The sequence below is a fragment of the Zobellia russellii genome (assembly GCF_018728565.1).
GTDB classification, from domain to species: Bacteria; Bacteroidota; Bacteroidia; order Flavobacteriales; family Flavobacteriaceae; genus Zobellia; species Zobellia russellii.
Genome location: NZ_JACSOI010000008.1, coordinates 26,999 through 38,922, shown reverse-complemented (window position 1 = coordinate 38,922; position 11,924 = coordinate 26,999). Strand labels below are relative to the sequence as shown.

14 protein-coding genes and 1 tRNA gene are annotated in these 11,924 nt (G+C 36.5%); 6 read left to right on the top strand and 9 right to left on the bottom strand.

Annotated features, from left to right (window positions below; all coding sequences use genetic code 11):
* Positions 1-22 precede the first annotated feature (22 nt).
* The 3 genes from H9565_RS16900 to H9565_RS16890 form a co-directional block, all read right to left on the bottom strand.
* Positions 23-1,177, bottom strand: coding sequence for a glycerophosphodiester phosphodiesterase (locus H9565_RS16900; protein WP_215441394.1), 1,155 nt, complete (start codon positions 1,175-1,177; stop codon positions 23-25).
* Positions 1,178-1,351: 174 nt separating this feature from the next.
* Positions 1,352-3,193 (bottom strand): M61 family metallopeptidase, encoded by a 1,842-nt coding sequence (locus H9565_RS16895; protein WP_215441393.1) that lies wholly within the window; start codon positions 3,191-3,193, stop codon positions 1,352-1,354.
* Between the two features lie 27 nt (positions 3,194-3,220).
* On the bottom strand, positions 3,221-4,159 hold the full coding sequence (locus H9565_RS16890) for a calcium/sodium antiporter (RefSeq protein WP_215441392.1): 939 nt from the start codon (positions 4,157-4,159) through the stop codon (positions 3,221-3,223).
* A 571-nt stretch (positions 4,160-4,730) separates the two neighbouring features.
* Here H9565_RS16890 and H9565_RS16885 point away from each other — a divergent pair.
* Positions 4,731-4,883, top strand: a complete 153-nt coding sequence (locus H9565_RS16885) for an SsrA-binding protein (RefSeq protein ID WP_215441391.1) — start codon at positions 4,731-4,733, stop codon at positions 4,881-4,883.
* Here the strand turns inward: H9565_RS16885 and H9565_RS16880 are convergent.
* Positions 4,880-5,392 carry an adenine phosphoribosyltransferase gene (locus tag H9565_RS16880; RefSeq protein ID WP_215441390.1) on the bottom strand — a complete coding sequence of 171 codons (513 nt, stop codon included), beginning with the start codon at positions 5,390-5,392 and terminating at the stop codon, positions 4,880-4,882. The genes H9565_RS16885 and H9565_RS16880 overlap by 4 nt on opposite strands.
* A gap of 130 nt (positions 5,393-5,522) precedes the next feature.
* On the opposite strand from H9565_RS16880, the gene H9565_RS16875 reads away from it, so the two are divergent.
* The 5 genes from H9565_RS16875 to H9565_RS16855 all read left to right on the top strand — a co-directional run bounded on the left by H9565_RS16875 (position 5,523) and on the right by H9565_RS16855 (position 8,053).
* Positions 5,523-5,596 (top strand) — tRNA-Arg (locus tag H9565_RS16875).
* A gap of 192 nt (positions 5,597-5,788) precedes the next feature.
* On the top strand, positions 5,789-6,169 hold the full coding sequence (locus H9565_RS16870; protein WP_215441389.1) for a hypothetical protein: 381 nt from the start codon (positions 5,789-5,791) through the stop codon (positions 6,167-6,169).
* Positions 6,170-6,219: 50 nt separating this feature from the next.
* On the top strand, positions 6,220-6,999 hold the full coding sequence (locus H9565_RS16865; RefSeq protein ID WP_215441387.1) for a DUF2971 domain-containing protein: 780 nt from the start codon (positions 6,220-6,222) through the stop codon (positions 6,997-6,999).
* Positions 7,000-7,078: 79 nt separating this feature from the next.
* Positions 7,079-7,636 (top strand): YeeE/YedE family protein, encoded by a 558-nt coding sequence (locus H9565_RS16860; protein ID WP_215441386.1) that lies wholly within the window; start codon positions 7,079-7,081, stop codon positions 7,634-7,636.
* 3 nt (positions 7,637-7,639) lie between these two features.
* Entirely contained in the window at positions 7,640-8,053 is a 414-nt protein-coding gene (locus tag H9565_RS16855) for a DUF6691 family protein (protein ID WP_215441385.1), read from the top strand.
* 14 nt (positions 8,054-8,067) lie between these two features.
* On the opposite strand, the gene H9565_RS16850 is transcribed toward H9565_RS16855, so the two are convergent.
* The 5 genes from H9565_RS16850 to H9565_RS16830 form a co-directional block, all read right to left on the bottom strand.
* A complete protein-coding gene (locus H9565_RS16850; protein WP_215441384.1) occupies positions 8,068-8,343 on the bottom strand; it encodes an ATP-dependent Clp protease adaptor ClpS in 276 nt (91 codons plus the stop codon).
* A gap of 27 nt (positions 8,344-8,370) precedes the next feature.
* On the bottom strand, positions 8,371-9,207 hold the full coding sequence (gene prmA, locus H9565_RS16845; protein WP_215441383.1) for a 50S ribosomal protein L11 methyltransferase: 837 nt from the start codon (positions 9,205-9,207) through the stop codon (positions 8,371-8,373).
* A gap of 157 nt (positions 9,208-9,364) precedes the next feature.
* Entirely contained in the window at positions 9,365-10,114 is a 750-nt protein-coding gene (tpiA, locus tag H9565_RS16840; protein WP_215441382.1) for a triose-phosphate isomerase, read from the bottom strand.
* 57 nt (positions 10,115-10,171) lie between these two features.
* Positions 10,172-11,269, bottom strand: coding sequence for a BT_3928 family protein (locus H9565_RS16835; RefSeq protein ID WP_215441381.1), 1,098 nt, complete (start codon positions 11,267-11,269; stop codon positions 10,172-10,174).
* Position 11,270: 1 nt separating this feature from the next.
* Positions 11,271-11,819, bottom strand: coding sequence for a DUF1599 domain-containing protein (locus H9565_RS16830; protein WP_215441380.1), 549 nt, complete (start codon positions 11,817-11,819; stop codon positions 11,271-11,273).
* Positions 11,820-11,924 lie beyond the last annotated feature (105 nt).

The following is an 11,924-nucleotide window of genomic DNA, read 5'->3' as shown; positions in this document are numbered from 1 at the left end:
CTAGTTATTTTAATAGGAGAATTTAATCCTCCTTAAGTCCTTCCCAAGTACGCACTGCATTTACGGCCTCATCCGTATAATCCGTAAAAACGCCATCTACACCGGCATCAAAGAACAAGTGGTATTCAGCTTGAGCATTACCGTTGCTCCACTTCTCATCTTCGTTTCTAAAGGTATAAGGGTGTACATCTAAATCATACTTATGGGCCAAATCAATAAAATCGGTTTTTGGCAGAACAGTAATTGCCCCACTCTCATCCCTCGAAAAGGAAATTACAAAAGGTTTCCATGGTCCTATCCCATCTGCATATTCAGAAACAAAACGCATACCTTCTTCCGTAGAGAAATACTCATAAGTTCTAGCATCGCCATTGGCATAAAAATCAAAAGGAGCGGCATACGAAATAAAATCGCCCTCAGGAACATTAAAATCTAACGTACCATCTGCATTTACATTATAGGTTGATATAAGCTGAACCAACTTTACATCTGACTTTGAGTTGATGTACTGCAAAGGAGCCACCTCAAAACACTGTACAAATACAGGCGAATGGTAAGAGTTTAATTTTGCTTCGGACAACTTCTCCAACAAAGCATCTTCTATAGCAAGCCCCAATTGATTGTGAAAGTACGGATGCTTCATTTCTGGGTATATCCCCACTTTTTCTCCTTTTGTAGTTTTTCTTGATTTTGCCAAGGCGATGATTTCGTCCAAAGTTGGAATCTGGAACATACCATCAAAACTATTAGAACGATCGGAACGCGCCTGCTTCGCCTTTAATTTTTTGATTTGCTCCAAAGTAAAATCGGACACAAACCAATCCGTTATTTCCTTTCCGTCTAGGTTTTTGGTAGTTTTTAAATCAGCAAACTCCGGTAAATCCGCAACATTGGTGGTACCCGAGATAAACGGTTCGTGTCTTGCAATTAAAACACTATCCTTGGTCATAACCAAGTCCGGCTCTATATAGTCCGCCCCCATTTCAATAGCTTTTGCGTAAGCCTTTAAGGTATGTTCAGGGTAAATAGACTGTGCGCCCCTATGCGCTATTACCAATGGCTCTTTACGCTCCTTGTCCTGAGCTCCTCCTCCGATAAAATCATCTAACTTATCGCAAGAAGTAAATAAGGATAAAAAGCATAATCCGGCCATTGACAAAAATTTCATTTTTTTCATTTTAGTGGTTTTTAAGTTGACACTAAAACAACAAAACACATATTAGCCAAGGGTTAATTTAAGTTACCATATCTATACGTTTAGCCATAGAAATCTTTAGGAAATTGTAAACTCTATTTACCTATAAAATAATTCAAAGTTGAATTAATCATATCGATCAAAAATCCTGATTTCTTAGTTAGTTTCTGGTCCTAAACCGAAAAACATATTTCTATATAACCTTTGACTTTGAGATACATTCTTCGCCTCCAATACAATGGGCCCTCGTATTTTTTTTAGCTTAGGACTGGATTTTACTTTAAAAACCACCCCTTTACGCTTAAAAGTTACTGACAAGGTATCTGAAAGCCGCGGATTTAAAATTACCCCATCATTATCCTTATTTGATAAAAAAAGATACGCAGGCACATCATTTATTTCTAAAACAGAATCTCCTTTTTTAAGTCCTAGAGAATTCCTTTTTGCCCAACTTACATAACATCCGGAATTAGCCTTATTCTTTTTAATATTAAAAGCCCCATAACTTGGAAGTTTGGATTTTGATGGGTAATAAACATATCCAAGCTTTCTAAGGTATTCTTCATATGGTGGTATTTCGGCACCTTCAATATATCTCCTAAAAAAAACATCTACCCCAGGAACTCCATTCTCAATTAGAATACCCTTTAAATCATTCTCTAAAAAACCAGTATTCTTATATTCTCTCTTAAGCTCCATTAAAATATTGATCAGTCTTTTATTTCCATTGGATTTTTCCATGATTGCCATATCCAACCCCATGGCAATTAATTTACCTTTTTGATAAAAATTACTGAGCTCTTGCATTTTGGTGAACCAACTGACCACATTATTTTTCCTTATGATATCTTCTGCGCTTTCTACCATGCTTTGCCGCGTGTGCTTTAAAGAGTAACTAATTGCAAACTGCAAATCCTGTTCAGGCTTTTTGGACAAGTATTTTGCATTTACCAAAAAGGCAAAATAATCCGTAGCACCTTCATACAACCAAACGTGTTGTGACATATTAGGCTCGCGAAAATTAAAATTTTCAATGAGCTTACTATGAAAACCTATGGGGGTTATAGTATGAAAATACTCATGTGTAGCAATATGGTCATAGTTGGAAATAGAATTATTATTAGGCGGATAATCCAAATCGTAATATACAGAACTGTTCGCATGCTCCAATGCCGACTCTACACCGAACGATTTTAAAAATCCTCTTAAACGCTCTTCATCAACAAAGTATAATATAAATGTATAATCATTCTTTGAAGTAAAACCTGAATATTCAGAAATGGATTTCATTATATTCTGAAAGCCAGCCTTTAATTGCAACGCAGAATTATTCCCCTTTTCTGAATGAACAGCAATATTAAATTTATGTCCTTTAGTTACAAATGATGTAGTATCTGGTTCCGCATATAAAACAGGTTGATCAATTAGGGCCCTGTAATCCGTAGCAAATAAAATATCCGTAGAATCATTCAAAATCCTTTTTTGCATTGATGTAGCGCCGTAAAAACTTTTGGGCCGCACTACTTTTATCTTAAATGGTGCATTTTCAAAATTTTCAAAATATCCGGTTACCAGTTGAAAATTCAACAAAGCACTTTTAGCCGTAATAACGGTTCCGCCGCAGGGCAAAATATTATCCCAGAATTTCCTATTACCTAACGATGGTTGAACCGTATACTCAAGATACCCCAATGCTTGTTTTCCTTGAACCGAAAAAACATTATCCTTTCTAGAAATCATCATTTCATCCCCGGATATATCAAATGCCCTAAAGTTGGAATAAAATTTTACATAATTCACTTTCATATAAGTACCAGGAATGATTTGTGGCACTACAAATTCAAATTTACTGAAGACATCCGGAGGATAAACACGAACATTAAGTTCATCATCAAGACTTTGATTCAATTTGATGGTTACATTCGTTTCGTACGATACATTCTGACACATACTTAAAAGAGGCAACAAATAAGTTACGAAGAGAACAAGATTTTTCATAGGAACACGAGTTAAATCGAACAAAACCTATCGAACCGTAATATAAACAAAGGTGATATAGCAAGCTAACAAGACCAACCCGTCTCGCCATCCCAAACGCAAACCTTTAGGAATGAACACCAAAGGAAGGATAAGAAAAGAAATACCCAGCATCCAAAAAATATCATTACTCAACAACCCTTCATCTACCACTTTAATAGGGGTGATTATAGAAGTGATTCCCAATACCGCTAGAAGATTAAAAATATTGGACCCAAGAAGGTTACCTAAGGAGATTGCTTTTTCTTTTTTAATAACTGCGATTACAGATGCGGCCAATTCCGGTATACTTGTACCAACAGAAACAACCGTTACTGCAATTACACGCTCACTAACACCGTATAGTGTAGCCAAACCTACAGCCCCGCTAATAAGCAGTTCAGAGCCTCCCCAAAGTGCTGTACCCCCTAGTCCTAAAAACAGTACCAATTTATATAGAGGCAAAGGTTCGTCATCTTCGGGCGCTTCATCCTCAACGGCCTGCTTTTGAAAACGGAGTAAATACACCAAGAACAGAAATAAACCTACAACCATAATTATTCCCTCATACTGCTGTAATTCTCCATCAAAAAATATAAACCCGAAAAAAAGCAATGACGCAACCATCATAACAGGCCAATCTGTTGTGTAAAATGTCTTACGCACATCTATACTTCCCATAAGTACGGTTACCGCCAATACCAGTCCTAAGTTGGCTATATTGGACCCTACTACATTGCCCAATGCCAAATCCGGGAAACCATCAAGAGCAGCTTTAATACTAACAATAAGCTCAGGAGCGGAGGTAGCAAAGGACACCACCGTCATACCTATAACAATTTTTGGAATATTCAATCGTAATGAAAGTGCCACAGCCGATTTTAAAAGCCAGTTACCGCCGGAAATTAAAAGTGCTAGGCCTAGAACAATAAAAAGAAGATTTTGCATGTACTGGTTTCAGGGCATTATGTAACAAAGATATATGAACATTTTAACTTATTGATAGCTTTCTTTCCGGGCCAGCCAAGCATCATTTACCGTAAAACAACTTACTGCCCAAAAATGGTTTTACCCAAAAAACATCAATTCTTAACCAAAACTATGCTTAAAAAATAAAACAGCTCTAAAAACACCCCTTCACACATTACACTCTAGAACATTTTAAGCTTATTTAAATTTCAATTTAAAACATTACTGAAGAATAAATTTTTAAATTATAAACTTAATTCATTTATACGCTTATAAAACCGCATTCAAATTGAATAATTCGTATCAATTCATTAGGAAATGGGCATTTCTTTTAATTATCTTGATTGGATAATCGATTATTACCAGCTATCTATTAACCCTAAAAACCCCTAATTATGATTACACTTGCTAAACTTCTATTATTAATTCTAGTATCGCTGATCACGATAGTAGCGTAAGTTAAATCATATAGGCCTATATAATAAAAGACCGCCATATGGCGGTCTTTTACTTTATTTTCAATAAGTTAGTAGATGAGATAAACTAACAGATGAAAAAAGCGTTTTTTAAATTTCTTGCCAAAGCAAACCAAGTACTACTCCCCTCTTTTACCAAAAGAAGACTAGACCTTTCCAAGGCTTCAAAATTTCAGTTGGCTTTAATTGGTTGGCGTTATTTTGTTACAACCCGGGCATTGGACTAGTAATGCAAAAGTGCCTGAGCAGGAATATCACCTAGTTTTTGTCTTCCATTTAAAAAATCCAGTTCAATTAAAAAATTACATTGGACTATTTCACCGCCCAAACGCTCAATTAAATTACAGGTGGCTTTTGCCGTCCCGCCAGTGGCCAATACATCATCATGTACCAATATTTTTTCTCCAGGTAGAATTGCATCACTGTGAATCTCCAGTGTATCCGTACCATACTCCAAATCATATGTCTGACTGGTTTTTGCAGCTGGAAGTTTGTTAGGCTTTCGCACAGGAACAAACCCGGCATTAAGCTTTTGAGCCAATAGCGGTGCAAAGAAAAAACCACGACTTTCCATTCCTACCACTTTATCTATAGCAACATCACCTACTAACTCTAAGAGTTTATCCAATGTATATTGCATGGCCCGGGCATTTGCCAGCAAGGGAGTTATGTCTTTAAAGACAACTCCTTCTTGCGGAAAGTTGTCAATATCCCTAATAAAGGTTTTTAAATTCATTTAATAAGTAACTTATATTTTGCCGTAAATGTAAAAAGAAATATATTTGCACCCCGTTAGGTAAAAAGCTGGCAATATTCAGTTTCTTTTTTCTTCTACTAAGAAGAAACCTAATCAAAGTTATTTTATTGGTCCTGTGGCGCAACTGGATAGCGCATCTGACTACGAATCAGAAGGTTACAAGTTCGAATCTTGTCAGGATCACTTCTAAACCCCTAGAAACACCCGTTTCTAGGGGTTTTTTACTTTTAAAACCGTCCATTCGTCCGAAACCTTCCCGACTTTAATCTAAGTCATATCAAAACATCATTAACACAAGTTGTATTGTATTTTATTTGTGTTTACACAATAATATGATAATTTTGTTGTGCAAACAATCATTTAGAAACTTATATTATGAACAAAAAATCTGACTCGGAAAAACTTCAAACAGTTTTAGACGCACTAAATTTATCCGCTAATGCTTTCTACAAAAAACTTGGATACAAAAGCCATGCTTCTGTATATCATGTATTAGACCCTGAAAAAAAGGCTAAACTTAGCCAAAGTATGATTGAAAAGATAGTAAAGGCATTCCCAAATATTAACAATGATTATCTAAAAGAAGGTGAACTTCCTGTATTACTTGATGACAACAGTATCATATCTCAGGCAAATAAATTAAATATCCCCATTCAGACTGATACTGACATCTTTAAAATCAAGAGAATATTGGATATTCCTGATCAACTGGATAGAATAGAATCTAAACTGGACCAATTATTAAGTAAACAATAACACTTTTAAGCAAAGACGATAGTCTACTAACCCTTAAATAATTCACAGCAATGCCTATAATCAAATCGGTAGTAGATTCCGGCCTGGAATATTACCCAAAAACCAATTATACTATTGCTAAATACTTAGATCTTACCAAATTCATATCTCTACTTTCTTTAAACTCTTTATTTTTTTGTCGTCTGGATAAACTAGAAGACCATTTTGAAGGAACTACATCAAAATTTAATATAGAACGTAGAAAGCGAAATTTTAAGAAACAGCGTTCATTGAGTGTTAATTTACCTAAATTATCAGAAGAAGAACTAGATGAAAAAGTAAAAATAAGCATTGACGCTGATAGAAAATTTAAATCTGTAAGTTGTGTTTGTTGTTGGAATAAATATGATTCTGAATCTTCGGCATTGTGGAAAATCTATTCAGATTTCAATAAAGGTATAATGATTAAATCGAATATAAACAAAATCGAAAATGCCTTTGAACACACCCCAGAAAATTTAAGCTTGAGTGAAGTTAACTATATAAATTATGATACAGACAGTATGCCTCATGGTAATAGAATGCACCCTATAACACATAAACATGAAGCTTATAAATACGAAAATGAAATTAGACTAATTCATGTTGTCAAATACGGACATGGATTTTCCTATGACTGGAACAAAGAAAAAATTAAATACGGAAAAAATTTAACCGTAAATCTAAATGATTTAATATCAGAAATAGTCATAAGTCCTCTATCCGCAGATTGGTATATAGATTTAATAAAAGATATATGCAGTAAATATGGGCTACAAAAGAAAATTAGAAAATCCGATTTAGCCAAGTAAAAGTACAAACAACTTGTCAATGTAACATCTATTACATTGCCCTAAACGCTTTAGCTTTACATTTGTACAAATTTTTAATATGGATAGCATACTTCAACCCTGGCCATGGTACGTTTCGGGCCCGTTAATCACCTTAGTAATGGTTTTCCTTATCTATTTTGGAAAGACTTTTGGTATGTCTTCCAACCTAAGGACCTTTTGTAGTATTGGTGGTGCTGGCAAATATTCCGACTTCTTTAAGTTTGATTGGAAGGCCCAAAAGTGGAATCTTACCGTAGTTCTTGGTGCTATTATAGGTGGTTTTATTGCCGTTAACTTTCTATCGGATGGTTCTGCTATAGAACTTAACCCACAAACCGTATTAGACCTAAAAGAACTGGGTTTTGAAAATGCCGGCACTTCCTTGCTACCGGCCGAAATCTATGATTGGAACCATGTATTGACCTTAAAAGGTTTGGCTGTTTTAATCATTGGCGGCTTTCTAGTTGGTTTTGGCACCCGTTATGCCGGTGGCTGTACTTCCGGGCATGCCATTACCGGCTTAAGTAACCTTCAACTACCTTCTTTAATTGCCGTTATTGGCTTTTTTGCAGGAGGACTTATTATGACACACTTTCTATTACCCCTAATTTTTTAAAGCATGAAGTTTCTAAAATTCTTATTTGTTGGTATATTTTTTGGCATTGTATTGGTTAAATCAGAAGCTGTTTCTTGGTACCGAATATTTGAAATGTTCAAGTTTCAATCATTTCATATGTATGGAATCATCGGCTCGGCCGTGGTACTAGGAGCTATTTCCGTGTGGGCAATTAAAAAATTCCGTGTAAAAAGTATAGAGGGGAAAGAAATAAATCTTCCCCCTAAAGATAAAAGTTTTACCCGTTATATAATGGGCGGTACCATATTTGGATTAGGATGGGCGCTAGCGGGTGCATGCCCGGGCCCTATGTATATACTCTTAGGAGCTGGGTTCTTTAGTATGCTCATTGTTATAGCGGCCGCCACGCTTGGCACATTTACCTATGGCCTGCTTAGAAACAAACTTCCACACTAAAACCTATAGAAATCCTAGACGATTTCCGCACTTAGACCCGCCTGTAGCAACTTGCTACATCTAGGTTCTAAATCTTTGTACTCACCTGTCTTTACGGTACACTTACCATTATAATGTACAATAAGGGAGCATTGCTCCGCTTGCACAGGTGTATGATCACATACATCAACCAAAGTTTCTATAACATGGTCAAAAGTATTTACATCATCATTAAAAACAACAATTTCATTTTGTTTTACTACTTCTTCTTCTAATAGTAGCTCTTCCGATACTTTTTCTTTGAAACTCATACAATCAATTTAAAATAGTATACCCTTCTAAAATACGTATTTTACTGCAACCCAATTATTTTTTTGCAGATTTTTTTCAAACTTTAACCCTGACTTCAGGCACTGTTCCGAAATTAAGGGAATATCTTCTTCATAGAAACCGCTTAAGAATAGGATTCCGTTTTCCCTTAAATTTTCAGCGTACACCGGTATATCCGCCAGCAAAATATTTCTATTGATATTCGCTAGAATGATATCATATTTCTGTTTACCTAAAAGCGAAGAATCACCTTCAAAAACGGAAATATGTCCGCAATTATTACGTTCTACGTTTTCCTTGGCGTTCAAATAGCACCAATTATCAATATCGATAGCATCTACATGACCGGCATTTTTCATTGCCGCCAATATGGCCAAAACTCCGGTACCACTACCCATATCCAAAACGTCCTTTCCTTCAAAATCATTTTCCAAAATAAACTGAAGCATCATATGAGTGGTTTCATGATGTCCGGTACCAAAGCTCATTTTAGGTTCAATAACAATATCATACTGCACATTGGGCTTTTCATGAAACGGAGCACGAACAACACATTGGTCCGCTACTTGAATTGCCTCAAAATTCTCTTCCCAAGTGGCATTCCAGTTTTCCTGTTCAATCTCTTTTACAGCAAAGTTTACGGTAAACAGCTCATTATCCAGAATTTCAACCGTTTCAAGAATACTCTCGTTCCAGTCGTCTTTCTGAATATAGGCCAACACTCCATCTTCATTTTCCACAAAACTCTCAAAACCAACCTCGCCTAACTCGGCAATTAAAATATCCGAACCAGGCTGCATTGGGGTTACGGAGAAATTATACTCAATATATATAGTGTTGGACATCCTAGTACTTTTTGACCGATGTTTAGTCGGCTTTTCGTTCGTTAACTTACAAAACTCCCTTGGCTTTGCTATTTAGTATATGGTCATTTCTTTGTTAAATAAACAACCCTTTCCACACACTGGGAAAGGGCTATTAAAGTAACGTTCCGATCTAAATTTAGATTGCTTTTATAATGGCTACAAAATCATCTGCCACCAATGACGCACCACCAATAAGACCACCGTCTACATCTGGCTTGCCAAAAATCTCTTCTGCATTAGCTGGTTTTACACTACCTCCATAAAGGATAGAAACATTATTAGCTATAGAAGCATCATAAGCTTCCGTAATGGCCTTGCGGATAAAGGCATGCATTTCCTGTGCTTGTTCCGGTGAAGCCGTTTCACCTGTTCCAATAGCCCAAACCGGCTCATAGGCCAAAACTATTTTACTCCAATCCGATGCGTCCAAAGAGAAAAGTGCATTTTTCAACTGACTTTCAACAACTTTAAAGTGGTTATCGGATTTTCTATCTTCAAGCTCCTCTCCAAAACAGAACATAACACGAATGTTCTTAGCCAAGGCAGCCTTTACTTTTTTTGCCAATATTTCATCGGTCTCTCCAAAGTAAGCCCTTCTTTCCGAGTGTCCAATTATCGCGGTATCAATACCAATACTCAACAACATGTCTGCAGATATTTCTCCGGTATACGCACCACTTTCCGCAAAGTGCATATTCTGGGCAATAACCTCTATAGCCGAAGATTCTAAAGTTCTTACGGCAGATGCCAAGTTTACATAAGTTGGCGCAACCATAACCTCGGCCTGCGTATCCGGTAACTTAGCCCCTAATTCGGTCAACAATGCTTCAGTTTCAGCCAAGTTTTTATTCATTTTCCAGTTTCCTGCAACAATTTTGCTTCTCATTTTTTAAGTGTTTAGTGTTATTGTATGGGGTTGATTCATTTTCATCGACTTCTGAAATTATTCAAAAACCAACTCATCCAAATCGTTATAATGTACTTTTTGTTTGATTGTTCCTTTCTCCAAGACCAAAGCCCCTGGGTTGGAACGTACTATTGTTTTTAATGCGGTTTCATCCGTGAAATAGAATTCGAAATTCAATTTATATTCTTTTCTTAATGCGCCTGTCAACTCATTATTTGAGGCGGACATACCTATGACCTTATACCCTTTCTTTATAGCCTTGTCCGTAACTTTTTTCACCTCAGAATATACATCCTTATTGGTTTTTCTAAGGTCATAAGCTATAATCATAACCAACTTGGGTTCTTGCAGCAAGGTATCCGCAAGGTTCACACCTTCCTGCTCTATGGTAAAATCATGAATAGGAGGCTCGTATCCCTTTTGGACTTCTGTAGTTTCAACATCAATGAATTCTCCATCTACCTGCGGATAATCTCCTTGGGTTACTATAATTTTATCCTCTCCATTCACCTTAAACCGCCAAGCATAATCATAAATAGGCTTGGGTGCATCATCCGGAACAATCATTCCTTCGTTAATATTCGCCCCAATCTTATAGGGTCTAAAGTCTATAACTGGTAGATGGTTTAACACATAGACACAATACCCAATACACAAAACCAAATAGGCAAGCGTAACAATTCTTTTAGCATTGGCACCAATTATTGGTGTTATATATTGCTTACCCTTAAAAAGGATTATGATGAACACAAGAAGAATAATGTCTTTCGTAAACGATTCCCAAGGCGTTAGTTTAATTGCATCTCCAAAACAACCGCAATCCGTAACCTTATTGAAATAAGCGGAGTAAAAGGTTAGAAATGTAAACCCTATAATCATGAGCAGCAGACTCCAAACGGTAAATTTTACCCTAAAACCCACTAAGAGCATCACACCCAAAAGCACTTCAAAAATCACGACAAAAATAGAAATGGCAAGTGCATGAGGTTCAAAAAATGCAAGGTCAAGAACTCCCGGACTAAAATATTCTTCTAGCTTGAACGAAAAACCAACCGGATCGTTCAATTTTATAAAACCACTGATAATAAAAAGTATACCTACGATTACTCGGCTAATGCCAACAAGATATTTCATATTATGATTTAGAGTTTACACCTAGATGAATCATTGCAAAAATTGCGTAGTTGACCATATCCTGATAATTGGCATCTATACCTTCGCTCACTAAGGTCTTACCCTTATTATCCTCAATCTGTTTTACACGTAAAAGTTTCTGTAGAATAAGATCTGTTAAGGAACTTACCCTCATGTCTCGCCATGCCTCTCCGTAGTCATGGTTCTTATTTTCCATTAGGGCTTTAGTAACCAAAGCATGCTTGTCAAAAAGTGCCACTGCCTCTTCTACGGATAGGTCTGGTTGATCGGCCACGCCTTTCTCCAACTGAACAAGCGCCATTATGGAATAGTTGATAATCCCAATAAATTCAGAACGTTCGCCCTCATCCACCTTATGAACTTCGTTTTCCTGAAGACCCCTAATGCGCTGGGCCTTAATAAAAATCTGGTCGGTTAACGAAGGAAGTCTTAGTATACGCCAAGCACTACCGTAATCCTTCATTTTCTTTTCAAAGAGGTCTCTACAGGTTTTGATCACCTCATCATATTGTTCGGAAGTCTTCTGCATGGCTATCCTTTCTAATTTGCGTAAATTTCACTCAAAATTCTGAATTTTTCAAAGTTCGTGTTTTAAACTTGGTTAATCAAGGGAATACCGCTTCAACTTTATCAT